Below are 24,180 nucleotides of genomic sequence, written 5' to 3' on the forward strand. Positions count from 1 at the left end.
AAAAAGAAGCGTATTGTACTTTCGTGTCTAGGTTTGGGCGCGTTTTTCTTTTGAAAAATTTCCCCAAGCAAAATAATAACGGAGGTGAACACACTAATGAGTGAAGCAATTATTGCTAAAAAAGCGGAACTAGTTGACGTAGTAGCTGAAAAAATGAAAGCTGCTGCATCTATCGTCGTTGTTGACGCTCGTGGTTTGACAGTTGAGCAAGATACAGTTCTTCGTCGTGAGCTTCGTGGAAGCGAAGTTGAGTATAAAGTGATTAAAAACTCAATCTTGCGTCGTGCAGCTGAAAAAGCTGGTCTTGAAGATCTTGCATCTGTATTCGTTGGACCATCTGCAGTAGCATTTTCTAACGAAGATGTTATCGCACCAGCGAAAATCTTGAACGACTTTTCTAAAAACGCTGAAGCACTTGAAATCAAAGGTGGTGCAATCGAAGGCGCTGTCGCATCTAAAGAAGAGATTCTTGCACTTGCAACTCTTCCAAACCGCGAAGGACTTCTTTCTATGCTCCTTTCTGTACTTCAAGCGCCAGTGCGCAACGTTGCTCTTGCAGTCAAAGCGGTTGCAGACAACAAAGAAGACGCAGCTTAATCTTAAGCTACGCAGCGTAGCCTAGCTACGAAAATCTATTATAAATTTAAAAACATATTTGGAGGAAATAACAATGGCATTGAACATTGAAAACATTATTGCTGAAATTAAAGAAGCTTCAATCCTTGAATTGAACGACCTTGTAAAAGCTATCGAAGAAGAATTTGGTGTAACTGCAGCTGCTCCTGTAGCTGTTGCTGCAGCTGGTGCTGCTGATGCTGGTGCTGCTAAAGATTCATTCGACGTTGAATTGACATCTGCAGGCGACAAAAAAGTTGGCGTTATCAAAGTTGTACGTGAAATCACAGGTCTTGGTCTTAAAGAAGCTAAAGAACTTGTTGATGGTGCACCAGCACTTGTTAAAGAAGGCGTTGCAACTGCAGAAGCTGAAGAAATCAAAGCTAAATTGGAAGAAGCTGGAGCTTCAGTTACTCTTAAATAAGAGGCATATACCAATTAGAAATCGGAATACTATAGTATCAGCCTTTTAGAATCGTGAACACATTTTAGAAACTGATAAATTAATTTAGTTTCCTACCAAAAACCCTACCAAAAATTAATTTGGCAGGGTTTTTCTTTTTATGTGACTATTAGTCCGTCTCGCTCCGTTAGGTGCGAGACAAAAAAACCACCCGCTATGCGGGTGCGCGTCGAAGGTTATACCAAAAAAACTCCGAACGCGATACAATAAAGGTGTTCAAGCCAATTGTAAAGCGAAAGGAGAAAAATATGGCACAAAAGGCTCATAGTTTATCGCACACAAAGTGGCATTGTAAGTATCACATTGTGTTCACCCCTAAGTATAGACGAAAAGTTATCTATAATCAATATCGAAGTAGTTTAGGCGAAATATTTCATCGCTTGTGTAGTTATAAAGGAGTTGAAATTATCGAGGGTCACTTAATGCCAGACCATGTACACATGTTAGTAAGTATTCCACCAAGGATAAGTGTTTCGAGTTTCATGGGTTATTTAAAAGGAAAAAGTGCACTCATGATGTTTGACAAACACGCCAATCTCAAGTACAAGTTTGGGAATCGGCATTTTTGGGCGGAAGGTTATTATGTGAGTACGGTGGGACTCAATGAAGCCACAATTAAGAAATATATTCAAGAACAGGAAAAGCATGATATAACACTAGATAAATTGAGTGTAAAAGAATATGAGGATCCCTTTAGGGATAGTGGTAAGTAATATTAAAGCCTCTTTAAGAGGCAAGTGACGAGTCAAGAGCAATAAGGCTTGAACAACGTGAAAGCCAGCGTCTTTAGGCGCTGGCTGGTAATTTGGGCTTATAGCCCTGGTTCAAACCACCCGTTTGACGGGTGGTTATGATTGACAGTATCAGGATATCTTTTTCAAAATTTTGGTTTGTTAGATAATGAAAATGTTTCTACTAATCTAGATTTAGGATTAGTAAATCGTAAATAATAGAGCGACTACATTAGTAGCTTAAAAACATGATTAAACCGCTATTCTTGGGAGTAGCGGTTTTTCTTCTTATGTTCCATGGGGTAAAAAAGGGAATAAGTAACTATACAAATTGTTTAACTCAGTATAAAAATCCCCAATCGTAGTGATTGAGGATTGAGCAAATAAATCTTAAACAATACCTTGTGCAATCATAGCGTTTGCTACATTTTCAAAGGCAGCAATGTTAGCTCCTGCGAGGTAGTCTTTATCAAGACCATATGTTTCTGAAGTTGTTTTAGCTGTGTTGAAGATGTTTGTCATGATATCTTTGAGACGTCCATCAACTTCTTCACGAGTCCATGAGAGGCGAAGGCTGTTTTGGCTCATTTCAAGGGCTGAAACGGCTACACCACCGGCATTGGCAGCTTTGGCAGGTCCGTAGAAGATACCATTTTCTTTGTAAACTTTGATGGCATCAAGGTCGCTTGGCATGTTGGCACCTTCAGAGACACAGATAACTCCTTGAGCAACCAAACGTTTAGCTGCTTCACCGTTGATTTCGTTTTGAGTAGCACATGGAAGAGCGATATCATAGTTTCCAGCGTAAGTCCATACAGAACCTTCATGATAAGTAGCAGTTGCTTTCTCAGCTGCATACTCAGTCAAACGAGCGCGACGTTTTTCTTTAACATCGACCAAAAGATCGAAGTCGATACCATTTTCATCGATGACATAACCATTTGAGTCAGATACAGAGATAACTGTTGCACCAAGTTCGGTTGCTTTTTGAAGCGCGTACTGAGCAACGTTACCAGAACCTGAAATAACCACTTTTTTACCAGCAAAGCTGTTACCATTTGCTTTGAGCATTTCTTCAGTATAGTAAACCAAACCGTAACCAGTTGCTTCTGGACGAATCAAGCTACCACCAAATCCAAGAGGTTTACCAGTCAAGACACCAGCATCAAATTGGTTAAGGCGTTTGTATTGACCGTAAAGGTAACCAATCTCACGTCCACCAACACCGATATCACCAGCAGGTACGTCAAGTGATGGTCCGATGTGTTTTTGCAATTCAGTCATGAAGCTTTGGCAGAAGCGCATCACTTCAGCATCTGTTTTACCTTTAGGATCGAAGTCTGATCCACCTTTACCTCCACCGATAGGAAGTCCAGTCAAGACGTTTTTGAAGATTTGTTCAAATCCTAGGAATTTCAAAATCCCTTGGTTAACAGTTGGGTGGAAACGAAGTCCGCCTTTGTATGGTCCAACAGCTGAGTTGAATTGAACACGGTAACCACGGTTTACTTGAATGTTTCCATCACGGTCAACCCAAGGAACACGGAAAGAAATCACGCGCTCAGGCTCAGTAATACGTGCCAAGATATTTTCTTCGATATACTCAGGGTGTTTTTCAAATACAGGTTCCAAAGTGTTGAAAAATTCTTCAACAGCTTGGAGGAATTCAGCCTCGTGCCCGTTACGAGCTTTTACAGTTTCAAACACGCTTTGGATATATTCTTTAGCAGATGTCATATCGTTCTCCTTAAATTCTAATTTAATTATGTGTGTCATTATAGCAGAATTTTTTTTAACTGTAAAGAGAAAAACAAAAATTTTCTAAAAATTCTTTCAATTTAGTTTTTGGGATTTTTTGAAAATAGATAAAAAACGAACCTTTTTCTTGTAAATATCTTTCTCAAAGAGAAAATCTGAAAATATGGTTTCAAATGCTTTTGTCAGTATAGGTCAAGGTTGATACTACCTCAAACCAGATTGAACAACGAAAGATGAAGCAGACTTCACAGTAGAGTCAAATGGACTCATTATGACAAAATAAAATGTGATATAATAATTATGAAATAACGGAGGAAATGATGGATCATGAAAAAATCGGTCAGGTTAACGATGAAGTAAAAGAAATTTTTGATATTGTTCTTAAAGCGAGTGATATAAAGGTTAACAAAGACGGTTTGAGAAGCCATATGATAAAACGCCATCACAATGATGTGATTCATCATATTGAAGACCTGGAGCTCATACTAAGGAACCCAGATTTCGTCGGCATCAATCCACGAGAGAAAGACACCAGTTTTGAATATGTAAAAAGATTTGATAATAATGTTCTTGTTGCGATTAAGTTACATAAAAGTGGCGATTTCTTTTATGTTCCTACCATGTATCGTTTACAAGATTTCAAGTTACAAAGTCGTATCAAGTCTGGTAGATTGAGAAAGCTTGACAAAAAAAGTAGATAGTGCTAGAATAACGTTAACGAAAGACATTTGAGGGCAGAAAGGTTCCTGCCGCACCTTGAAAAAGGTATCTGAGATGCTGGGTACACCGACCAGCCAAGTGTCCGTTATTTCAAAGGAGGGAGCTTAAATGCTCCTTTTTTGTTTCAAAATTTCAAAAAAGATTATCCCCACCGCAGGCTCAGGCTTGCGATTTTTTATTTACTCTGAAAATTGATTCGTTAACTTCAACAAATAGATTTATAAAGCGTTTTGTAAAAAATAAAAACAGTGCAATTAATCACTGATTCTTTTGTAATCTAGTAGAATTTTAAATTGAAACCTTCTCAACTATGCGGACAAAGATTAGCATGGAAATGAAAATAAAGATGAATACGAATTTAAAAAATAGGGTAATTAATGAAAATCATTTTAAAGAAAAACAAGTAAAAACTTAACTATTAACAAGTAACGATAAGTATTTGTGGACGTTTTTCACTTGTGGTATAATATTAGCAATAAAAGGAATCTGGAGGATTAGAATCATGGTATCAACGAAAGCACAAATTGCTGGTTTTGAGTTTGACAATTGCTTGATGAATGCAGCAGGTGTGGCTTGTATGACGATAGCAGAGTTAGAGGGCGTTAAAAACTCAGCGGCAGGAACCTTTGTCACTAAGACAGCGACCTTGGAATTTCGTCAGGGAAATCCTGAGCCACGCTATCAAGATGTTCCACTTGGTTCTATCAACTCTATGGGCTTGCCGAATAAGGGCTTAGACTACTATCTGGATTATCTTTTGGATTTGCAGGAAAAAGAGCCAAACCGGACTTTCTTCTTATCTCTAGTTGGCATGTCTCCAGAGGAAACCCATACTATCCTGAAAAAAGTCCAAGAGAGTGAGTTTCGTGGTCTGACTGAGCTAAACCTCTCCTGTCCAAATGTTCCAGGAAAACCTCAGATTGCCTATGATTTTGAGACAACAGACCGGATTTTGGCAGAAGTATTTTCCTACTTCACCAAACCTCTTGGAATTAAATTGCCACCATATTTTGACATTGTTCACTTTGACCAAGCGGCAGCTATTTTCAATAAGTATCCTCTTAAGTTTGTCAACTGCGTCAACTCAATCGGAAACGGCCTATATATAGAAGATGAGTCTGTTGTTATTCGACCAAAGAATGGTTTCGGTGGCATTGGTGGCGAGTATATCAAACCAACTGCTTTAGCTAATGTTCACGCCTTCTACCAACGTCTTAATCCTCAAATCCAAATCATCGGAACAGGTGGCGTTTTGACTGGTCGTGATGCCTTTGAACATATCCTCTGTGGAGCAAGTATGGTGCAGGTGGGAACCACCCTTCACAAAGAAGGTTTCGGTGCCTTTGAACGCATTACTAATGAACTGAAAGCAATCATGGCGGAAAAAGGGTACGAGAGCCTAGAAGATTTTCGTGGGAAATTGCGCTATATTGACTAAATTCAATCGAAAAATCAGAAGAAAGGAGAGAAGATGCTAGCTATTGAAGAGAGTCAAAAACTGACTCTAGCAAATTTATCTAACCTGAGCCTATTTACTGGGACAGATCAGGGCCAGTTTGAAGTGATGAAAAGTCAAGTGTTGAAACAGATTGGCTATGATTCTGCTGACCTCAACTTTGCCTACTTTGATATGAAAGAAGTAGTTTACAAGGATGTGGAACTGGAGTTAGTCAGTCTTCCTTTCTTTGCGGATGATAAAATCGTGATATTGGATCATTTTGTCGATATCACGACTGCTAAAAAGCGCTTTTTGACAGATGATGAGCTTAAGTCGTTTGAGGAATACCTTGACAATCCTTCGCCAACAACCAAGTTGATAATATTTGCAGAAGGAAAGCTGGATAGCAAAAGACGGTTGGTTAAATTACTTAAGCGTGATGCCAAGGTCTTTGATGCAGTAGAAGCCAAAGAACAAGAATTGCGCCAGTATTTCCAAAAGTGGAGCCAGAAACAAGGTCTGCAGTTTGCGGGGCAATCCTTTGAAAATCTACTTATCAAGTCTGGTTTCCAATTTAGTGAAATCCAGAAAAATCTCCTCTTTTTACAGTCCTATAAGGCAGATTCTGTTATCGAAGAAGAGGATATTGTTAACGCAATTCCCAAGACCTTACAGGACAATATTTTTGATTTAACTCAGTTTATTCTGACTAAAAAGATGGACCAGGCGCGCGATTTGGTTAGAGACTTGACCTTGCAAGGTGAAGATGAAATCAAACTGATTGCAGTCATGCTAGGACAATTTCGGACTTTTACTCAGGTGAAGATTTTGTCGGAGTCTGGGCAAACAGAATCACAGATTGCAAGTAGTTTAGGTAGTTATCTGGGACGCAATCCCAATCCCTATCAAATCAAGTTTGCGTTGAGGGATTCACGAGGACTTTCCTTGAGCTTTTTGAAGCAAGCTATTTCCTATTTGATTGAGACAGACTATCAGATTAAGACAGGACTTTATGAAAAAGGTTTCCTTTTTGAAAAGGCACTCTTACAGATTGCTAGTCAGGTAAATAACCCTATTTGAAAAACTTTTTAACCCGCGTCAGGATTATCTTGTCGTGGGTTTCTTGCTGATTTGCTTATTTTATTAGAAAGTATTCAGTGATTTCTTCATCTATAAGCAAAAAACTTGAAAAAAGTGAATGTTTGCGTTATCATTTTCATATAGAAAGAAAAAGAGGTATTACAGATGGCTATTATCTTACCAGATCTTCCATATGCATACGACGCTTTGGAACCATACATCGATGCGGAAACAATGCACTTGCACCATGACAAACACCATCAAACTTATGTCAACAATGCTAATGCAGCTCTTGAAAAACACCCTGAAATCGGTGAAGACCTTGAAACTTTGCTTGCTGATGTAGAATCAATCCCAGCTGATATCCGTCAAGCGCTTATCAACAATGGTGGTGGACACTTGAACCACGCTCTTTTCTGGGAATTGATGACTCCTGAAAAAACAGCTCCATCAGCAGAACTGGCAGCAGCAATCGATGCAACATTTGGTTCATTTGAAGAGTTCCAAGCAGCTTTCACTGCAGCAGCAACAACTCGTTTCGGTTCTGGATGGGCATGGTTGGTTGTCAACAAAGAAGGTAAACTTGAAGTGACTTCAACAGCAAACCAAGACACACCAATCTCAGAAGGTAAAAAACCAATCTTGGGCTTGGACGTTTGGGAACATGCTTACTACGTGAAATACCGCAACGTGCGTCCTGACTACATCAAAGCTTTCTTCTCAGTAATCAACTGGAACAAAGTAGATGAATTGTACGCAGCTGCTAAATAATGATAGTTGGAGGGAAGAATTGTTCTTCTCTTTTTAAGGTTATATTATTTTGGTCTGACAAAATCGTCAGACTTTTTTCATTTTTATGAGAAACGTGCTAACTGCTAGAAATTATGGTAGAATAAAGTATTAAGTAATCGTGGAAAAAGGATATCTATGCGAAAAGAAATTGCACCTGAATTATACAACTATAACAAGTTTCCTGGTCCTGAGTTCCATTTACACGGGGACAAGGTAGAAACGGAAGGGATAGCTTTTTCCTTGGTGGAAAATATCAAGGATGCCTTTGATGTGACGGCTTTTAATCAGCGTTTTTCAGAAGTCTTAACCAAGTTTGATTATATCGTGGGAGACTGGAGCAACGAACAGCTTCGCCTACGAGGTTTTTACAAGGATGACCGAACAGATGAAAAACTTGAAAAAATCAGTCGTTTACAAGACTATCTTTTAGAGTATTGTAGTTATGGTTGTGCCTATTTTGTCTTAGAAAATGAAGCCCCTAAGCGAGCATCATTTGACAAGAAAATGCGTAAAAAGGAAGAAGAGCAGCCTTCTAGAAAAGGAAAGAAACCGGTTCAAACCAAACGAAAACCGAATGCAGATAAGAAAAATAGACGTCGTCAGAAGGACCAGCATTCTCAGAAAGAGGACAAGGGGCAACGTCATTTTGTCATTCGTCAGAAGTGAGTATAGAATAAGGAGAAGAAATGAAACCGTCAATTTATAGTTTAACACGTCAAACCATGCAGGAATGGGTTTTGGAGCAAGGAGAAAAGAAATTCCGTGCAGATCAAATCTGGGAATGGCTTTACCGTAAACGTGTCCAGTCATTTGAAGAAATGACCAACCTTTCCAAGGATTTGATTGCTAAGCTTAATGACCAGTTTGTGGTCAATCCCTTGAAACAACGTATCGTTCAAGAGTCTGCTGATGGGACAGTTAAATATCTTTTTGAATTGCCAGATGGTATGTTGATTGAGACAGTACTCATGCGTCAACACTATGGTTTGTCAGTCTGTGTGACCACTCAGGTCGGCTGTAATATCGGTTGTACCTTCTGTGCTTCTGGTTTGATTAAGAAACAACGTGACCTCAATAACGGTGAAATCGTAGCGCAAATCATGCTGGTTCAGAAATACTTTGATGAGCGTGGTCAGGACGAACGCGTCAGCCATATCGTTGTCATGGGGATCGGTGAGCCCTTTGATAACTACAACAATGTCTTGAATTTCGTTCGTACTATCAATGATGACAAGGGAATGGCCATCGGTGCTCGTCACATTACGGTTTCAACCTCAGGTTTGGCCCATAAAATTCGTGATTTTGCTAATGAGGGTGTTCAGGTCAATCTTGCCGTTTCTCTTCACGCACCTAACAATGAGTTGCGCTCAAGTATTATGAAGATTAACCGCGCCTTTCCGATTGAAAAACTTTTCGCTGCTATTGAGTACTACATTGAGACAACTAATCGTCGTGTGACTTTTGAATATATCATGCTCAATGAAGTTAACGATGGTGTAGAACAAGCCTTGGAATTGGCTGAATTGCTCAAGAACATCAAGAAATTGTCTTATGTAAACTTGATTCCTTACAACCCAGTTAGTGAGCATGACCAATATAGCCGTAGTCCTAAAGAGCGCGTCCTGGCCTTCTATGATACGCTTAAGAAAAAAGGGGTTAACTGTGTGGTTCGTCAAGAGCACGGAACAGATATTGATGCAGCTTGTGGACAATTGCGTTCCAATACAATGAAACGTGACCGCCAGAAAGCAGTAGCAGCAGTCAATCCTTAATGATGAAGAAGAGTTACAATCATGTTTTGGTCTGGGGAGTCATTTTCTATAGTATTTGTATCGTTTACTTTTGCTTTACTCCTCAAGAACATTCTCCTGTGGGGGTGGAAACTCCAGGTATTCAGCATCTTGGACGCCTGGTTTTTCTTTTGACTCCTTTCAATTCTCTCTGGAAACTGGGTGAGGTGAGTGACATAGGACAATTATGTTGGATTTTTCTACAAAATATCCTCAATGTCTTCTTGCTTTTTCCTCTTATTTTCCAACTCCTTTATCTCCTTCCAAACTTGCGGAAAACAAAAAAGGTCCTTCTTTTTAGTTTTCTAGTGAGTCTTGGAATCGAGTGTACGCAGTTAGCCTTGGACTTTTTCTTTGATTTTAATCGCGTCTTTGAAATTGATGATTTGTGGACCAATACCTTGGGTGGCTATATCGCTTGGCTACTTAATAAACGATTACATAAAAACAAGATAAGGAATTAAAATGAGTATTTTAGAAGTTAAAAATCTGAGTCATGGTTTTGGTGACCGTGCAATTTTTGAAGATGTGTCCTTCCGTCTCCTTAAGGGAGAACATATCGGCCTGGTCGGTGCCAATGGTGAAGGAAAATCAACCTTTATGAGCATCGTGACTGGTAAGATGTTGCCAGATGAAGGGAAGGTTGAGTGGTCCAAATATGTGACTGCTGGCTACTTAGACCAACACTCTGTCCTTGCTGAAGGGCAGTCGGTACGTGATGTTCTCCGTACAGCCTTTGATGAGCTATTCAAAGCAGAAGCTCGCATCAATGACCTTTATATGGAAATGGCTGAAGATGGAGCGGATGTTGATGCTCTCATGGAAGAAGTGGGAGAACTCCAAGACCGTCTGGAGAGTCGTGATTTCTATACCTTGGATGCTAAGATTGATGAAGTAGCGCGTGCTCTTGGTGTTATGGACTTTGGAATGGATACGGATGTAACTTCTTTGTCAGGTGGACAAAGAACCAAGGTGCTTTTGGCAAAACTTCTCCTTGAAAAGCCTGATATCTTGCTTTTGGACGAGCCGACCAACTACTTGGATGCTGAGCATATTGACTGGCTTAAGCGCTATCTCCAAAACTATGAGAATGCCTTTGTCCTTATTTCGCACGATATTCCATTCCTCAATGATGTTATCAATATCGTCTATCATGTGGAGAATCAACAGCTGACGCGTTATTCTGGTGACTACTACCAGTTCCAAGAAGTCTATGCTATGAAGAAATCTCAGCTAGAGGCAGCCTACGAACGTCAGCAGAAAGAGATTGCGGACCTCAAGGACTTCGTGGCTCGAAACAAAGCGCGTGTTGCAACACGAAACATGGCCATGTCTCGTCAGAAGAAATTGGATAAGATGGATATTATCGAACTGCAAAGTGAGAAACCAAAACCATCCTTTGATTTCAAACCGGCTCGTACACCAGGGCGATTTATTTTCCAAGCCAAGGATTTGCAAATTGGTTATGATCGTCCTCTGACCAAGCCTTTAAATCTTACCTTTGAACGTAATCAAAAGGTTGCTATTATCGGTGCTAATGGTATTGGGAAAACAACTCTCTTGAAGTCTCTCTTGGGAATTATCCCACCTATTGCTGGGGAAGTGGAACGTGGAGACTACCTAGAACTTGGCTACTTTGAACAGGAAGTAGAAGGAGGCAATCGTCAAACGCCACTAGAGGCTGTTTGGAATGCCTTTCCAGCTCTCAACCAAGCAGAAGTTCGTGCAGCCCTTGCCCGTTGTGGTCTGACAACCAAGCATATTGAAAGTCAAATTCAGGTCTTGTCAGGTGGGGAACAAGCCAAGGTTCGTTTCTGTCTCTTGATGAATCGTGAAAACAATGTTTTAGTGCTGGACGAGCCGACCAACCATTTGGATGTGGATGCCAAGGATGAACTCAAACGTGCTCTCAAAGAATACAAGGGATCTATCCTTATGGTCTGCCACGAACCAGACTTCTATGAAGGCTGGATGGATCAAATCTGGGATTTTAATAGTTTAACTTAAGAATGAGAGTAAAAGAAATACAGTATCGAATGCGGATACTGTATTTTTTGGTTTTTAAGATTTAAAATCGTAGTCTTTCACCACTTCGATGCTGTCGATTGTGATAGCAGTAGTTGGTTTGTCTTTCTCATCTTTTTCGGCTTTGGCAATTTTATCTACAACATCCATACCGTCAATCACTTGACCAAATACGGGGTGTTTGCCATCTAGACTAGGGTTTCCACCTTCTTTGTAGACTTCTATGATTTTCTTTGGATACTTGCTTGTAGGGAGTTTAGCAGAGGTATCTGTAGAGTTTTGGTTGATGAAGAACTGGCTGCCATTGGTGTTTGGTTGACCAGTATTAGCCATTGAAAGTGAACCACGGATATTATAAAGATAAGGAGAAATCTCGTTTTTAAAACCAGTTCCCTTGTCTTTTGTCTTATCCTTGTCATGCCAGATGGACTGACCGCCTGTACCGTCCCCTTTTGGATCTCCAGTCTGGACCATAAAGCCATCGATAACACGGTGGAAGGTAATACCGTTATAGTAGCCTTCTTTGGCATGAGTGAGGAAATTTTCAACCGCTAGAGGAGCGAGTTTAGGGAAGAGCTTAATGCGAATATCACCTTGGCTCGTGTGGAGAATCACCTCGGCTTCATCTTCAGTAACTTCTTTAGATAGTTGTGGGAAATTGGCCTTTTCGTTTGTTAAAGCATCGTTTAACTCCTTGGCAGATTGGGCTGCTGCTTTGGAGCTTTCCTCAGCGGCCAAGCTAGAATCTACATAGTCATCACCACGCAGACTGCGTTGGATGTTGCTACATCCAGCTAGGGCTACAGTTGATAGTAAAAGAAGGGTTGCTAGTTTTTTCATTCTGTTCCTCTCAAAAATTTATTTCTACCATTGTACCCTAAAAAGAAGGGGATTTCAAATATTAGTAACAAGGCAGTTTTACAGTCAACAATCAAAAAATCGCTTGCTTAGAGATTTTTCTTTGGATGACGGTCGACAATGTCCTGGTACTGTTCCAGTATTTCCTCTCCCTTTGGAGTCAATTTGTAGCCACGAATCGAAAAGTGACTTGCCAATTCCTTTTCTGAAAAATGGTCATGAAGGGCTTGGTTCAAATCTGCAGCCTTCATTTTAGAAAGTCCTGTAATTCCCTTGCTTTTCAGAACATTCATTTTCATGGTAGCATTCAGATGGTCAAGTGAATCAAAAGCTGTTTCAATGATAGCATAACCTTTTTCTACCAGAGTTTTTAGATGCTTAGGGGCATCAATACTATAAGTGTACTCAAAGTATTTAGTAAACCAAGTTTCGGTGGTAAAAGTGCCAAACTGGATTCTCCAGAGTAGCAGGATATCTCTTGCTAGTAAATCATCTGTTAATAATTCCATGTTTCGTTTGGGAACGGGTTTGGGATTTTGGAGCCAAGTATCCAAATCTCGTTCAGGCGATATGAAGGGTTTGACTTGATGGTCTTTATAAAATGTTTCTACAATAGTATTCACTGATAGCCTCTTTCAAACATTTATTTCCTACTTCTAACAAATTTATAAATGGTTTAAAAATTTTATAGTCTGTCAAGTTTTTTTCTTGACACCTGCCAGAAATCTGCTATAATAGAACATGTGCTAAATAGCTCAGCTATTTCACCGAAATAAAAAATAAGAAAAGAGACTTTAAAAATGGCAGTTAAAATCCGTTTGACTCGTATGGGTTCTAAGAAAAAACCTTTCTACCGTATCAACGTAGCTGATTCACGTTCACCACGTGACGGACGTTTCATCGAAACAGTTGGAACTTACAACCCACTTGTTGCTGAAAACCAAGTAACTTTGAAAGAAGACCGCGTTCTTGCATGGTTGGCTGATGGAGCTCAACCTTCAGATACAGTTCGCAACATCCTTTCAAAAGAAGGCGTATTGAAAAAATTCCACGATTCTAAATTCTCAAAATAAGTTTAAAGTAGGTTGACAGATGGATACGATTGAAAATCTCATTATTGCGATTGTGAAACCCTTGATTTCACAACCAGATGCCTTAACTATCAAGATTGAAGATACACCAGAGTTTTTGGAATATCATTTGGATCTTGATCAAAGCGATGTGGGTCGTGTAATCGGTCGTAAGGGTCGCACTATTTCTGCGATAAGAACGATTGTCTACTCTGTCCCAACTGAAGACAAAAAAGTAAGAATCGTTATTGATGAAAAATAAGCAGAGCGGGACGAATGTCTCGCTTTTTTGCGAGGAGCAGGATATGAAATATTTAACGTTTAGACAATTACAAGACTAGTTATACTCAATGAAAATCAAAGAGCAAACTAGGAAGCTAGCCGCAGGCTGTACTGGAGTACGGCAAGGTGAAGCTGACGTAGTTTGAATTTGATTTTCGAAGAGTATTACTCGAACATTACCAGCAGTCTCGGACTGAGGAAGGTCTTTTTATCAAGCTAGTGGAGGAAGTCGGAGAAGTAGCCGAAGTTTTGAATGGTCGCTCTGGTCGAAAAGAGGGTGTCAAGGACTCAAATGAGGAACTAGCTAAAGAACTGGCTGATATTATTCACTACACTGTCGCAATTGCGGCCATCAACGACATAGATCTAACCAAGACCATTTTTGAAAAAGACAAAAAGGCAGCTATCAAATATCAGCATGAACGTGATTTGGAAGGATTTTTGAAGGGAAAGTAGAGATGTTGCCCCCTTCCTCCAACTTGAGAAAATTCTTGGAACGTGATAAAATAAAGGGTAGAAATAGACTACGGGAGACAAGATGAACTACTTTAATGTTGGGAAAATCGTCAATACGCAAGGGTTACAGGGTGAGATGCGAGTCTTGTCTGTGACAGATTTTGCAGAAGAACGGTTTAAAAAAGGATCTGAGCTGACCTTGTTTGATGAAAAAGATCAGTTTGTCCAAACAGTGACTATCGCTAGCCACCGTAAACAGAAGAACTTTGACATTATTAAATTCAAAGATATGTACCATATCAATGCTATTGAAAAGTACAAGGGATACAGTCTCAAGGTCGCTGAGGAAGATTTAAACGATTTAGATGATGGTGAATTCTACTATCACGAGATTATCGGTTTGGAAGTCTATGAGGGAGAGAACCTGATTGGAACCATCAAAGAAATCCTGCAACCAGGTGCTAACGATGTCTGGGTGGTCAAGCGAAAAGGCAAGCGTGACTTGCTCTTGCCTTATATCCCACCAGTGGTTCTCAATGTTGATATTCCAAATAACCGCGTCGATGTGGAAATCTTAGAAGGGTTAGACGATGAAGATTGATATTTTAACCCTTTTTCCAGAGATGTTTTCTCCACTGGAGCACTCAATCGTTGGAAAGGCTCGAGAAAAAGGGCTCTTGGATATCCAGTATCATAATTTTCGAGAAAATGCTGAAAAGGCCCGCCATGTAGACGACGAGCCATATGGAGGCGGTCAGGGGATGTTGCTCCGAGCCCAACCCATTTTCGATGCCTTTGATGCTATTGAAAAGAAAAATCCGCGCGTTATTCTCCTCGATCCAGCTGGAAAGCAGTTTGATCAGGCTTATGCTGAGGATTTGGCTCAAGAGGAAGAGCTAATCTTTATCTGTGGGCATTACGAGGGTTATGATGAGCGTATTAAGAGCTTGGTGACAGATGAGATTTCCCTGGGGGACTATGTCTTGACTGGTGGAGAGTTGGCGGCTATGACCATGATTGATGCTACGGTACGCCTGATTCCAGAAGTGATTGGCAAGGAGTCTAGCCACCAAGATGATAGTTTTTCTTCTGGCCTTCTCGAATACCCCCAGTACACACGTCCCTATGATTATCGAGGCATGGTTGTCCCAGATGTTCTGATGAGCGGGCACCATGAAAAGATTCGTCAGTGGCGCCTGTATGAGAGTTTAAAGAAAACCTACGAGCGCAGACCAGATTTGCTTGAACATTATCAACTGACAGCAGAAGAAGAAAAAATGCTGGCAGAAATCAAAGAAAACAAAGAATAAAGGAGATACCTATGCAAGTAATCAAACGTGATGGTGAAATTGCTGAATTTAATCCAGACAAGATTTACCAAGCTATCTTAAAGGCAGCCCAGACTGTCTACGTATTGACAGATGATTTGCGTCAAAACCTTGCACAAGTCACTAAGAAAGTGGTTTTGGATTTGGAAGAGGCCAAGGTGGAACGTGCGACTATCAGTATGATTCAATCTATGGTTGAACATCGTTTATTGGGTGCAGGTTACATTACCATTGCAGAACACTACATTTCCTATCGTCTACAACGTGACTTGGAAAGAAGTGGTTATGGAGACCATATCGCTGTTCATTTACATTTTGAACAAATTCGCTAAGAAAAAGAGTGGGATGAAGCAACTACATCTCACTCTTTCTTAAATCTATTTTTTTGGGCTGTTTGGACAGTTGAAGGGACAAATCGCAGGCGTTGAATATCGCTTATGCGGATAATACGGGTCACATTTTTGGCAAAATTTTTCACGATAATTTGCTGTCCTTGCTGATCGTATTTGATGATGTCACCTGTAAAGCTTGTCTCAGACAAGATAAGGTGAACAGCGGTTTGTTTCTGGATAGCCTCTTCAATAGTGGTTGTAAGGGAGTTGCTTTCAGTCTGGTCTGGTTCTTCATGTCCATTTAAAAAGTCATGTATTTTACCTAGAACTTGCTGGAATTTATGTCTCATATTGGCCTCCCTTCTTTTATATCAATATTATATAAAATTTTCCTAAAATCTACAAGATTTTACGAATAATCAGATGAAAGCTAAAAAAGGAGAAGAAAATGGCAGAATTTACATTTGAAATCGAAGAGCACTTGTTGACTCTTTCTGAAAACGAAAAAGGTTGGACCAAGGAAATCAACCGTGTGAGCTTTAATGGTGCCCCTGCAAAGTTTGATATTCGTGCTTGGAGTCCAGATCATACTAAAATGGGCAAAGGGATTACTCTCTCCAATGAAGAATTTCAAACGATGGTGGATGCTTTTAAAGGCAACTAAGTTTTTAAAATGAAAGAAAAGGATATTGAGTCATGGCAACTCGATATCCTTTTTTAGTTAGCAAAGTAAGCCTGATTTTTAAGGCGTTGAAGTAGTGGACGGCTAATAAAACTAATAGCCAGAAGTTTACCAAGGTCTGGAATGATAAAGGGAATGACCCCCACAACAAGAGCTTTTTCAAATGCCATTCCAGCTAGAAAATGCAAGCTGAGAATCCCGCCGACAAAGACAAGGGCATCACCCAAGAGGTTTGCAAGAAAAATCTTGACAAAACCACTATCGCTGCTAGTTAGGGAGGAAGTAAGTCCAGAGTATACAAGATAAAACCAAAGATAACCCGCAGTAGGACCAACCAACGCCTGCAATCCTGCTCCACCTCCTGCAAAAACAGGAAGACCGATGGCACCTAGAAGAAGATAAAGTCCAACAGAAAGTACAGCCTCTCTGGGTCTAAAGACAGTAGCAATCAAGCCGATTGCAAAGTTTTGCAGAGTGAAGGGGACGGGTCCAATTGGAAGACTGATTTGTGCCAAAACAGCAATGAGAGCAGCCCCAATAGCAGGGATAGCATAAACGTGAGCTTTTTTCAAAATAGTTAACCTCTTTTATAATGTATAGTAACTATTATACTCGTAGAGTAATCATTGTCAACCAATTTTTAAAAACAAGATAACAAAAACTGTAACAGCCGATTTTGCTTACTGGTTAAGGGGTGGGTAATTGTTTTGTTGATTCGAAAACATCAAAAAAGAAGCAGACACAGTTGTATCAGCTTCTTTTATTTCGATTAACGCATGGTTACAAATTCTTCAGATGCAGTTGGGTGAATTGCCACAGTTGCATCAAAGTCAGCCTTGGTTGCTCCCATTTTGATAGCAACAGCAAAGCCTTGAATCATTTCATCAACGCCGTAGCCAATTCCATGAAGTCCGACAACTTTTTCTTCTGGACCAGCTGTTATGAGTTTGAAACGGGATTCTTGTCTATTGCTAGTAACGGCAGAGTACATAGATGCAAAGCTTGATTTATAAACCTTGATTTTGTCTTGACCGTATTCTTTAATAGCTTGCTCTTCTGTCAATCCAACCGTTCCGATAGAAGGGTGTGAAAAGACAACGGTTGGAATAGTTGAGTAGTCCATTTTTGCAGTTGTTTTTCCGTTAAAGAGACGTTCAGACAAAGTACGTCCAGCCTTGATAGCAACTGGAGTCAGTTCTTTTTCACCTGTTACATCACCTAGAGCGTAGATTCCCTCAACAACAGTATTTTGGTATTCATCCACTTGGATAAAGCCACGTTCGTTCAGAGTGACTCCAGCTTTTTCAAGTTGCAAGCCCTTAACGTTTGGACGGCGGCCTGTAGCCCAGATAACTTGGCTAGCTGTGTGACTAGTACCATCTTCGAAATGAATGGTAATGCCGTCAGTAGTTTTTTCTAACTTGACAGGGACTTTGTGAGTGTGAAGTGGTAAGTTTGTTCTTTCCATTTCCTTGACCAAACCTTCAACGATATAAGAATCAAAACCACGTAAAGGACGATCGCGGCGAACAAAGAGGTCTGTCTTGACACCAAAAGTGTGGAGCACGCCAGCCAATTCCACAGCAATATAACCAGCGCCTAGAATGGCAACTGACTCTGGCAGTTCTTCCCAGGCAAATACATCATCAGAAGAGCCACCTAGCTCAGCACCAGGAATATTTGGAATACTTGGATGGGCACCAGTAGCAATCACGATATGTTTAGCATGAATCAGTTCACCATTTACGCTGACAGTATGAGAATCTACAAATTCAGCATGACCTTCAATCAAGTCTACTCCGTTGCGTTTAAAACTGCCACCATAAGAAGAACGAGCGCGGTCGATGTAGGCTTCACGATTACGACGTAGGGTAGCAAAGTCAAAGTTAAGATCAGTAGTCTTAAAGCCGTAGTCTTCTCCAAATTGATGGAAAGTCTCAGCGATTTGCGCCCCGTACCACATGATTTTCTTAGGAACACAGCCGACGTTGACGCAGGTTCCACCTAGTTTCTTTTCCTCAATAACGGCTGCTTTAGCTCCGTGTTCACCAGCTCGGTTCATGGTAGCAATTCCTCCGCTCCCTCCACCGATAGCGATGATATCATATTCTCTCATTGAAAACTCCTTTGTACTCTTTTAAATAGTAGAGTGTCATTTTTTGATAGTCATATTCTATCTTTTTTTTGATTTGATTGCAAAAATCTGCTACGTTCAAAAAATTTAAAGAAAAGGCTTGCAAAAAAGAAAAATAAAGTGTATGATATAACTAGTACAATGATTGTAAAATAAATTCCGAACAATAATTAAATCCTGAAATGTCATTATTTCGTTCTGAAATGTTATTGTTTCAAATTGATAATTTTTGTATAATATTGTTAAGAACTTTAAATCAAAAAGGAGTTTCATTATGAAAAAGAATGGTAAAGCTAAAAAGTGGCAATTGTATGCAGCAATCGGTGCTGCGAGTGTAGTTGTATTGGGTGCTGGGGGCATTTTGCTCTTTAGACAACCTTCTCAGACTGCTGTAAAAGATGAGGCTACTCATCTTGTTGTTGCCAAGGAAGGAAGCGTCGCATCCTCTGTTTTATTATCAGGGACAGTAACGGCAAAAAATGAACAATATGTTTATTTTGATGCTAGTAAGGGAGATTTAGATGAAATCCTTGTTTCTGTGGGTGATAAAGTGAGTGAAGGGCAGGCTTTAGTCAAGTACAGTAGTTCAGAAGCACAGGCGGCATATGATTCAGCTAGTCGAGCAGTTGCTAAGGCAGATCGTCATATCAACGAACTCAACCAAGCGCGAAATGAAGCCGCTTCAGCTCCGGCTCCACAGTTGCCAACGCCAGCAGGAGGCGAAAGTGTAGCAGCCCAAACTCCAGCTCCAGTCTCAGGAAATTCAGTGTCATCTATTGATGCACAATTAGGTGATGCTCGTGATGCTCGTGCAGATGCAGCAGCGCAATTAAGCAAGGCTCAAAGTCAGTTAGATGCAATGACGGTTCTCAGTACCTTAGAGGGAACTGTGGTCGAAGTCAACCACAATGTTTCTAAATCTCCAACAGGAGCTAGCCAAGTAGTCGTTCATGTCGTAAGTAATGAAAACTTGCAAGTTAAGGGAGAATTATCTGAATATAACCTCGCCAACCTATCTGTAGGTCAAGAAGTAAGCTTTACTTCTAAAGTGTATCCTGATAAAAAATGGACTGGGAAATTAAGCTATATTTCTGACTATCCTAAAAACAATGGTGAAGCAGCTAGTCCAGCTGCCGCAGCTTCTGGTAATTCTGGTTCTAAATATCCATATACCATCGATGTTACAAGTGAAATCGGTGATTTGAAACAAGGATTCTCAGTAAGTGTTGAGGTCAAGAATAAGAGTAAAGCCATTTTGGTTCCTCTAACAAGTGTTGTGACTGAAAATGATAAGAACTATGTCTGGGTACTTGACGAGCAGAAAAAGGCCAAGAAAGTGGAAGTTGGTTTGGGTAATGCTGATGCAGACAACCAAGAAATCACTTCAGGTCTGACAAATGGAGTCAAGGTCATCAGTAACCCAACGTCTTCTCTAGAGGAAGGAAAAGAGGTGAAGGCTGATGAAGCAACTAATTAGTCTAAAAAATATCTGCAGAAGCTACCGTAACGGTGACCAAGAACTGCAGGTTCTCAAAAATATCAACCTAGAAGTGAATGAGGGTGAGTTTGTTGCCATTATGGGACCATCTGGTTCTGGTAAGTCTACTCTCATGAATACGATTGGGATGTTGGATACACCAACTAGTGGAGAGTATTATCTTGAAGGTCAAGAAGTGGCTGGATTGGGTGAAAAACAACTAGCTAAGGTTCGCAACCAACAAATCGGTTTTGTCTTTCAGCAGTTCTTTCTTCTATCCAAACTCAATGCTCTGCAAAATGTAGAATTACCCTTGATTTATGCAGGAGTTTCGGCTTCAAAACGTCGCAAGTTAGCTGAGGAATATCTAGATAAGGTTGAATTGACAGAACGTAGTCATCATTTGCCTTCGGAATTATCTGGTGGTCAAAAGCAACGTGTGGCTATTGCGCGTGCCTTGGTAAACAATCCTTCTATTATCTTAGCAGACGAACCGACAGGAGCCTTGGATACCAAAACAGGGAATCAAATTATGCAACTATTGGTTGACTTGAACAAAGAAGGAAAAACCATTATCATGGTAACGCATGAGCCTGAAATAGCTGCTTATGCCAAACGTCAGATTGTCATTCGAGATGGGGTCATTTCGTCTGATAGTGCTCAGTTAGAAAAGGAGGAAAACTAAGATGCAGAATCTGAAATTTGCCTTTTCATCTATCATGGCTCATAAGATGCGTTCTTTGCTTACCATGATTGGGATTATTATCGGTGTTTCATCAGTTGTTGTGATTATGGCTCTAGGTGACTCCCTATCTCGTCAACTCAACAAAGATATGACCAAATCTCAGAAGAATATCAGTGTCTTTTTCTCTTCTAAAAAAAGCAAAGATGGGTCTTTTACTCAGAAACAATCAGCTTTTACGGTTTCTGGAAAAGAAGAGGAAGTTCATGTTGAACCGCCAAAACCGCAAGAATCCTGGGTTAAAGAGGCAGCCAAACTCAAGGGAGTGGATAATTACTATGTAACCAACTCAACTAACGCCATCTTGACTTATAAAGATAAAAAGGTTGAAAATGCCAATTTGACAGGCGGGAATAGAACCTATATGGACGCTGTTAAGAATGAAATCATTGCAGGTCGTAGTCTGAGAGAGCAAGATTTCAAAGAATTTGCAAGTGTTATTTTGCTTGATGAAGAATTGTCCATTAGTTTATTTGGCTCTCCTCAAGAGGCTATTAACAAGGTTGTAGAAGTCAATGGATTTAGTTACCGGGTCATTGGGGTTTATACTAGTCCAGAGGCTAAACGTTCAAAAATATATGGTTTTGGTGGCTTGCCCATTACTACAAATACTTCCCTTGCTGCGAATTTTAATGTAGATGAAATAGCTAATATTGTCTTTCGAGTGAATGACACAAGCTTGACTCAAACTCTGGGTCCAGAATTAGCACGAAAAATGACAGAGCTTGCTGGCTTGCAACAGGGAGAATATCAAGTGGCAGATGAGTCAGCTGCATTCGCAGAAATTCAACAATCGTTTAGTTTTATGACGACGATTATTAGTGCCATTGCAGGAATTTCTCTCTTTGTTGGAGGAACTGGTGTTATGAATATCATGCTGGTTTCGGTGACAGAGCGTACCCGTGAGATTGGTCTCCGTAAGGCTTTGGGTGCAACTCGTGCCAATATTTTAATCCAGTTTTTGATTGAATCCATGATTTTAACCTTGTTAGGTGGCTTGATTGGCTTGACAATTGCAAGTGGTTTAACTGCCTTAGCAGGTTTGTTACTGCAAGGTTTGATTGCGGGTATAGAAGTTGGAGTATCAATTCCAGTTGCCCTATTTAGTCTTGCGGTTTCGGCTAGTGTGGGTATGATTTTTGGAGTCTTGCCAGCCAACAAGGCATCGAAACTTGATCCAATCGAAGCCCTTCGTTATGAATAAAATCAACAAGATGGACACTCGTCTATCTTGTTTTTATATAGATTTCCCTATCGAAAATCCTTAAAAATGTGATATAATGAAGTGTTAGAAAAACAGGTTTCATTTGCCTGGAAAGGAAAAATTATGTCTGAAAAGAATTTTTATATTACAACGCCGATTTACTATCCATCTGGGAAACTTCATATCGGTTCTGCCTACACAACCATCGCTTGTGATGTCCTAGCCCGTTACAAACGCCTGATGGGTTACGATGTCTTTTATCTGACAGGTCTTGATGAGCACGGTCAGAAAATCCAGCAGAAAGCAGAAGAAGCTGGCATTACACCTCAAGCCTATGTTGATGGAATGGCAGTTGGAGTCAAAGAACTCTGGCAATTACTGGATATCTCATACGATAAATTCATCCGTACAACGGATGATTACCATGAAAAAGTAGTAGCTCAAGTATTTGAGCGCTTGCTTGCTCAAGATGATATCTATTTGGGTGAATACTCTGGTTGGTATTCAGTCTCAGATGAGGAATTCTTTACAGAAAGCCAGCTTGCGGAAGTTTTCCGTGATGAAGCTGGAAATGTAACTGGTGGAATCGCTCCATCAGGTCACGAAGTGGAATGGGTTTCTGAAGAATCATACTTCCTTCGCCTCAGCAAATACCAAGATCGTTTGGTAGACTTTTTCAAAGCTCATCCTGAGTTTATCACTCCAGATGGTCGTCTGAATGAAATGCTTCGCAACTTCATCGAACCAGGTTTAGAGGATTTGGCAGTTTCTCGTACAACCTTTACATGGGGTGTGCCAGTACCATCTAATCCTAAGCACGTTGTCTACGTTTGGATTGATGCTCTACTCAACTATGCGACAGCTCTTGGCTACTGTCAAGACGAACATGGTAACTTTGACAAGTTCTGGAATGGAACAGTCTTCCACATGGTAGGAAAAGACATCCTTCGATTCCACTCCATCTACTGGCCAATCCTTCTTATGATGTTGGATATCAAATTGCCAGATCGTTTGATTGCCCACGGTTGGTTCGTCATGAAAGACGGCAAAATGTCTAAGTCTAAAGGGAATGTCGTTTACCCTGAAATGTTGGTAGAGCGTTATGGACTAGATCCACTTCGTTACTATCTCATGCGTAGCCTTCCAGTTGGTTCAGATGGAACCTTCACTCCTGAAGACTATGTAGGCCGTATCAACTACGAATTGGCTAATGACCTTGGCAACCTCCTCAACCGTACTGTTTCCATGATTAACAAGTATTTTGATGGACAAATTCCTGCCTATGTAGAGGACGTGACAGAATTTGACAATGCTCTTGCTCAAGTAGCTGCTGAATCAATTGCTGACTACCATACCCACATGGAAGCAGTTGATTACCCACGTGCTTTAGAAGCAGTCTGGGCTCTGATCTCTCGTACTAATAAATACATCGATGAGACAACTCCATGGGTCTTGGCCAAGGATGAAGCACTCCGCGATCAATTGGCAAGTGTTATGAGCCACTTGGCAGCTAGCCTTCGTGTTGTAGCTCACTTGATTGAGCCGTTTATGATGGAGACCAGTCGTGCAGTCTTGAATCAACTTGGCTTGGAAGAAGTAGCGAGCCTTGAAAACTTGAGCTTGGCTGATTTCCCTGCAGGTGTAACGGTAGTTGCCAAAGGAACACCAATCTTCCCACGTCTGGATATGGAAGAAGAAATCGCCTATATCAAGGAACAAATGGAAGGCAACAAACCAGCAGTCGAAAAAGAGTGGAACCCAGACGAAGTTGAACTCAAACTAAACAAGGAAGAAATCAAGTTTGAAGACTTTGACAAGGTCGAAATCCGTGTCGCAGAAGTCAAAGAAGTGTCTAAAGTAGAAGGTTCAGATAAGTTGCTTCAATTCCGCCTAGATGCAGGTGATGGTGAAGATCGTCAAATTCTTTCAGGAATTGCAAAATACTATCCAAATGAACAAGAATTGGTCGGCAAGAAAGTTCAAATCGTTGCTAACCTTAAACCTCGTAAAATGATGAAGAAATATGTCAGCCAAGGTATGATCCTATCAGCTGAACATGATGGAAAATTAACCCTTCTCACAGTTGATCCAGCTGTACCAAATGGAAGTGTGATTGGGTAACAATAGACAGGACTAGTTCATGCTAGTTCTGTTTTTTTATTTCAACTATTATGCTTTACAAACTAGTGTGAAAGTGGTATAT

At 40.4% G+C, this 24,180-nt stretch carries 27 protein-coding genes, 1 pseudogene and 1 other annotated feature (1 of these 29 running past the window's edge); of the genes and pseudogenes, 22 read left to right on the top strand and 6 right to left on the bottom strand.

Annotated elements, in window-relative coordinates:
- Window positions 1-58, top strand: a sequence feature (ribosomal protein L10 leader region); it begins 78 nt to the left of the window's first position.
- Window positions 59-96: 38 nt separating this feature from the next.
- The 3 genes from rplJ to tnpA all read left to right on the top strand — a co-directional run bounded on the left by rplJ (window position 97) and on the right by tnpA (window position 1,791).
- Window positions 97-597 carry a 50S ribosomal protein L10 gene (gene rplJ / locus HT732_RS02980; protein WP_001287277.1) on the top strand — a complete coding sequence of 167 codons (501 nt, stop codon included), beginning with the start codon at window positions 97-99 and terminating at the stop codon, window positions 595-597.
- A gap of 73 nt (window positions 598-670) precedes the next feature.
- Complete coding sequence (rplL, locus tag HT732_RS02985) at window positions 671-1,039, top strand: 50S ribosomal protein L7/L12 (RefSeq protein ID WP_001196965.1); 369 nt, start codon at window positions 671-673, stop codon at window positions 1,037-1,039.
- A gap of 287 nt (window positions 1,040-1,326) precedes the next feature.
- Window positions 1,327-1,791 (top strand): IS200/IS605 family transposase, encoded by a 465-nt coding sequence (gene tnpA / locus HT732_RS02990; protein ID WP_173253905.1) that lies wholly within the window; start codon window positions 1,327-1,329, stop codon window positions 1,789-1,791.
- A gap of 408 nt (window positions 1,792-2,199) precedes the next feature.
- Here tnpA and gdhA read toward each other — a convergent pair whose 3' ends face one another.
- Window positions 2,200-3,546: an NADP-specific glutamate dehydrogenase gene (gdhA, locus tag HT732_RS02995; protein WP_070842577.1), complete on the bottom strand. Its 1,347-nt coding sequence runs from the start codon at window positions 3,544-3,546 to the stop codon at window positions 2,200-2,202.
- Between the two features lie 341 nt (window positions 3,547-3,887).
- Between gdhA and HT732_RS03000 the strand changes: the two genes are divergently transcribed.
- The 8 genes from HT732_RS03000 (at window position 3,888) to HT732_RS03035 (ending at window position 11,394) form a co-directional block, all read left to right on the top strand.
- Window positions 3,888-4,268 (top strand): hypothetical protein, encoded by a 381-nt coding sequence (locus HT732_RS03000; protein WP_173253906.1) that lies wholly within the window; start codon window positions 3,888-3,890, stop codon window positions 4,266-4,268.
- 521 nt (window positions 4,269-4,789) lie between these two features.
- Entirely contained in the window at window positions 4,790-5,725 is a 936-nt protein-coding gene (locus HT732_RS03005) for a dihydroorotate oxidase (RefSeq protein WP_173253907.1), read from the top strand.
- A 33-nt stretch (window positions 5,726-5,758) separates the two neighbouring features.
- Window positions 5,759-6,805 carry a DNA polymerase III subunit delta gene (holA, locus tag HT732_RS03010; protein ID WP_173253908.1) on the top strand — a complete coding sequence of 349 codons (1,047 nt, stop codon included), beginning with the start codon at window positions 5,759-5,761 and terminating at the stop codon, window positions 6,803-6,805.
- Between the two features lie 165 nt (window positions 6,806-6,970).
- Window positions 6,971-7,576, top strand: coding sequence for a superoxide dismutase SodA (gene sodA, locus HT732_RS03015; RefSeq protein ID WP_139658759.1), 606 nt, complete (start codon window positions 6,971-6,973; stop codon window positions 7,574-7,576).
- A 156-nt stretch (window positions 7,577-7,732) separates the two neighbouring features.
- Window positions 7,733-8,263 (top strand): YutD family protein, encoded by a 531-nt coding sequence (locus tag HT732_RS03020; protein WP_173253909.1) that lies wholly within the window; start codon window positions 7,733-7,735, stop codon window positions 8,261-8,263.
- A gap of 20 nt (window positions 8,264-8,283) precedes the next feature.
- Window positions 8,284-9,369 (top strand): 23S rRNA (adenine(2503)-C(2))-methyltransferase RlmN, encoded by a 1,086-nt coding sequence (rlmN, locus tag HT732_RS03025; RefSeq protein ID WP_000804760.1) that lies wholly within the window; start codon window positions 8,284-8,286, stop codon window positions 9,367-9,369.
- Complete coding sequence (locus HT732_RS03030) at window positions 9,369-9,851, top strand: VanZ family protein (protein WP_173253910.1); 483 nt, start codon at window positions 9,369-9,371, stop codon at window positions 9,849-9,851. The genes rlmN and HT732_RS03030 overlap by 1 nt, the downstream gene beginning before the upstream one ends.
- A gap of 1 nt (window position 9,852) precedes the next feature.
- Window positions 9,853-11,394 carry an ABC-F family ATP-binding cassette domain-containing protein gene (locus HT732_RS03035; RefSeq protein ID WP_173253911.1) on the top strand — a complete coding sequence of 514 codons (1,542 nt, stop codon included), beginning with the start codon at window positions 9,853-9,855 and terminating at the stop codon, window positions 11,392-11,394.
- Window positions 11,395-11,448: 54 nt separating this feature from the next.
- Here the strand turns inward: HT732_RS03035 and HT732_RS03040 are convergent, their stop codons facing one another.
- Complete coding sequence (locus tag HT732_RS03040; RefSeq protein ID WP_173253912.1) at window positions 11,449-12,252, bottom strand: peptidylprolyl isomerase; 804 nt, start codon at window positions 12,250-12,252, stop codon at window positions 11,449-11,451.
- Window positions 12,253-12,359: 107 nt separating this feature from the next.
- Complete coding sequence (locus HT732_RS03045) at window positions 12,360-12,893, bottom strand: hypothetical protein (protein ID WP_173253913.1); 534 nt, start codon at window positions 12,891-12,893, stop codon at window positions 12,360-12,362.
- Between the two features lie 177 nt (window positions 12,894-13,070).
- On the opposite strand from HT732_RS03045, the gene rpsP reads away from it, so the two are divergent.
- The 6 genes and pseudogenes from rpsP (at window position 13,071) to HT732_RS03075 (ending at window position 15,738) form a co-directional block, all read left to right on the top strand.
- Window positions 13,071-13,343, top strand: a complete 273-nt coding sequence (rpsP, locus tag HT732_RS03050) for a 30S ribosomal protein S16 (RefSeq protein ID WP_000268760.1) — start codon at window positions 13,071-13,073, stop codon at window positions 13,341-13,343.
- 19 nt (window positions 13,344-13,362) lie between these two features.
- Window positions 13,363-13,602 (top strand): RNA-binding protein KphA, encoded by a 240-nt coding sequence (gene kphA / locus HT732_RS03055; RefSeq protein ID WP_000379617.1) that lies wholly within the window; start codon window positions 13,363-13,365, stop codon window positions 13,600-13,602.
- Between the two features lie 173 nt (window positions 13,603-13,775).
- Window positions 13,776-14,078 (top strand): annotated as a pseudogene (locus tag HT732_RS03060) (MazG nucleotide pyrophosphohydrolase domain-containing protein); the annotation flags it as partial.
- An 82-nt stretch (window positions 14,079-14,160) separates the two neighbouring features.
- Window positions 14,161-14,679 (top strand): ribosome maturation factor RimM, encoded by a 519-nt coding sequence (gene rimM / locus HT732_RS03065; RefSeq protein ID WP_173253914.1) that lies wholly within the window; start codon window positions 14,161-14,163, stop codon window positions 14,677-14,679.
- Window positions 14,669-15,388 carry a tRNA (guanosine(37)-N1)-methyltransferase TrmD gene (trmD, locus tag HT732_RS03070; RefSeq protein ID WP_173253915.1) on the top strand — a complete coding sequence of 240 codons (720 nt, stop codon included), beginning with the start codon at window positions 14,669-14,671 and terminating at the stop codon, window positions 15,386-15,388. Before rimM ends, trmD begins: the two co-directional genes overlap by 11 nt.
- 11 nt (window positions 15,389-15,399) lie before the next feature.
- Window positions 15,400-15,738: an ATP cone domain-containing protein gene (locus HT732_RS03075; protein ID WP_001196040.1), complete on the top strand. Its 339-nt coding sequence runs from the start codon at window positions 15,400-15,402 to the stop codon at window positions 15,736-15,738.
- A gap of 29 nt (window positions 15,739-15,767) precedes the next feature.
- Here the strand turns inward: HT732_RS03075 and HT732_RS03080 are convergent, their stop codons facing one another.
- Window positions 15,768-16,088 (bottom strand): hypothetical protein, encoded by a 321-nt coding sequence (locus HT732_RS03080; RefSeq protein ID WP_173253916.1) that lies wholly within the window; start codon window positions 16,086-16,088, stop codon window positions 15,768-15,770.
- A 98-nt stretch (window positions 16,089-16,186) separates the two neighbouring features.
- On the opposite strand from HT732_RS03080, the gene HT732_RS03085 reads away from it, so the two are divergent.
- Window positions 16,187-16,402, top strand: coding sequence for a YdbC family protein (locus tag HT732_RS03085; protein ID WP_000807422.1), 216 nt, complete (start codon window positions 16,187-16,189; stop codon window positions 16,400-16,402).
- 53 nt (window positions 16,403-16,455) lie between these two features.
- Here the strand turns inward: HT732_RS03085 and HT732_RS03090 are convergent, their stop codons facing one another.
- On the bottom strand, window positions 16,456-16,992 hold the full coding sequence (locus HT732_RS03090) for a biotin transporter BioY (protein WP_173253917.1): 537 nt from the start codon (window positions 16,990-16,992) through the stop codon (window positions 16,456-16,458).
- Window positions 16,993-17,189: 197 nt separating this feature from the next.
- Window positions 17,190-18,536 carry a glutathione-disulfide reductase gene (gene gor, locus HT732_RS03095; protein WP_173253918.1) on the bottom strand — a complete coding sequence of 449 codons (1,347 nt, stop codon included), beginning with the start codon at window positions 18,534-18,536 and terminating at the stop codon, window positions 17,190-17,192.
- 289 nt (window positions 18,537-18,825) lie between these two features.
- On the opposite strand from gor, the gene HT732_RS03100 reads away from it, so the two are divergent.
- The 4 genes from HT732_RS03100 (at window position 18,826) to metG (ending at window position 24,098) form a co-directional block, all read left to right on the top strand.
- Window positions 18,826-20,031 carry an efflux RND transporter periplasmic adaptor subunit gene (locus HT732_RS03100; RefSeq protein ID WP_173254014.1) on the top strand — a complete coding sequence of 402 codons (1,206 nt, stop codon included), beginning with the start codon at window positions 18,826-18,828 and terminating at the stop codon, window positions 20,029-20,031.
- Window positions 20,015-20,716, top strand: a complete 702-nt coding sequence (locus HT732_RS03105) for an ABC transporter ATP-binding protein (protein WP_033680086.1) — start codon at window positions 20,015-20,017, stop codon at window positions 20,714-20,716. The genes HT732_RS03100 and HT732_RS03105 overlap by 17 nt, the downstream gene beginning before the upstream one ends.
- 1 nt (window position 20,717) lies before the next feature.
- Complete coding sequence (locus tag HT732_RS03110; protein ID WP_173253919.1) at window positions 20,718-21,977, top strand: ABC transporter permease; 1,260 nt, start codon at window positions 20,718-20,720, stop codon at window positions 21,975-21,977.
- A 123-nt stretch (window positions 21,978-22,100) separates the two neighbouring features.
- Window positions 22,101-24,098, top strand: a complete 1,998-nt coding sequence (metG, locus tag HT732_RS03115; RefSeq protein ID WP_173253920.1) for a methionine--tRNA ligase — start codon at window positions 22,101-22,103, stop codon at window positions 24,096-24,098.
- Window positions 24,099-24,180: the final 82 nt, after the last annotated feature.

It is taken from the genome of Streptococcus sp. 5346, from assembly GCF_013277455.1.
Taxonomy (GTDB): domain Bacteria; phylum Bacillota; class Bacilli; order Lactobacillales; family Streptococcaceae; genus Streptococcus.

Bases quoted from the DNA above. Each gene is read 5' to 3' on its own strand.
- rlmN (WP_000804760.1), top strand. From the start codon at position 8,284: ATGAAACCGTCAATTTATAGTTTAACACGTCAAACCATGCAGGAATGG.
- HT732_RS03000 (WP_173253906.1), top strand. From the start codon at position 3,888: ATGGATCATGAAAAAATCGGTCAGGTTAACGATGAAGTAAAAGAAATT.
- gor (WP_173253918.1), bottom strand. From the start codon at position 18,536: ATGAGAGAATATGATATCATCGCTATCGGTGGAGGGAGCGGAGGAATT.
- tnpA (WP_173253905.1), top strand. From the start codon at position 1,327: ATGGCACAAAAGGCTCATAGTTTATCGCACACAAAGTGGCATTGTAAG.
- HT732_RS03005 (WP_173253907.1), top strand. From the start codon at position 4,790: ATGGTATCAACGAAAGCACAAATTGCTGGTTTTGAGTTTGACAATTGC.
- rplL (WP_001196965.1), top strand. From the start codon at position 671: ATGGCATTGAACATTGAAAACATTATTGCTGAAATTAAAGAAGCTTCA.
- HT732_RS03105 (WP_033680086.1), top strand. From the start codon at position 20,015: ATGAAGCAACTAATTAGTCTAAAAAATATCTGCAGAAGCTACCGTAAC.
- gdhA (WP_070842577.1), bottom strand. From the start codon at position 3,546: ATGACATCTGCTAAAGAATATATCCAAAGCGTGTTTGAAACTGTAAAA.
- HT732_RS03075 (WP_001196040.1), top strand. From the start codon at position 15,400: ATGCAAGTAATCAAACGTGATGGTGAAATTGCTGAATTTAATCCAGAC.
- holA (WP_173253908.1), top strand. From the start codon at position 5,759: ATGCTAGCTATTGAAGAGAGTCAAAAACTGACTCTAGCAAATTTATCT.
- kphA (WP_000379617.1), top strand. From the start codon at position 13,363: ATGGATACGATTGAAAATCTCATTATTGCGATTGTGAAACCCTTGATT.
- rpsP (WP_000268760.1), top strand. From the start codon at position 13,071: ATGGCAGTTAAAATCCGTTTGACTCGTATGGGTTCTAAGAAAAAACCT.
- HT732_RS03035 (WP_173253911.1), top strand. From the start codon at position 9,853: ATGAGTATTTTAGAAGTTAAAAATCTGAGTCATGGTTTTGGTGACCGT.
- HT732_RS03020 (WP_173253909.1), top strand. From the start codon at position 7,733: ATGCGAAAAGAAATTGCACCTGAATTATACAACTATAACAAGTTTCCT.
- trmD (WP_173253915.1), top strand. From the start codon at position 14,669: ATGAAGATTGATATTTTAACCCTTTTTCCAGAGATGTTTTCTCCACTG.
- HT732_RS03030 (WP_173253910.1), top strand. From the start codon at position 9,369: ATGATGAAGAAGAGTTACAATCATGTTTTGGTCTGGGGAGTCATTTTC.
- sodA (WP_139658759.1), top strand. From the start codon at position 6,971: ATGGCTATTATCTTACCAGATCTTCCATATGCATACGACGCTTTGGAA.
- HT732_RS03080 (WP_173253916.1), bottom strand. From the start codon at position 16,088: ATGAGACATAAATTCCAGCAAGTTCTAGGTAAAATACATGACTTTTTA.
- rplJ (WP_001287277.1), top strand. From the start codon at position 97: ATGAGTGAAGCAATTATTGCTAAAAAAGCGGAACTAGTTGACGTAGTA.
- HT732_RS03110 (WP_173253919.1), top strand. From the start codon at position 20,718: ATGCAGAATCTGAAATTTGCCTTTTCATCTATCATGGCTCATAAGATG.
- rimM (WP_173253914.1), top strand. From the start codon at position 14,161: ATGAACTACTTTAATGTTGGGAAAATCGTCAATACGCAAGGGTTACAG.
- HT732_RS03085 (WP_000807422.1), top strand. From the start codon at position 16,187: ATGGCAGAATTTACATTTGAAATCGAAGAGCACTTGTTGACTCTTTCT.
- metG (WP_173253920.1), top strand. From the start codon at position 22,101: ATGTCTGAAAAGAATTTTTATATTACAACGCCGATTTACTATCCATCT.
- HT732_RS03040 (WP_173253912.1), bottom strand. From the start codon at position 12,252: ATGAAAAAACTAGCAACCCTTCTTTTACTATCAACTGTAGCCCTAGCT.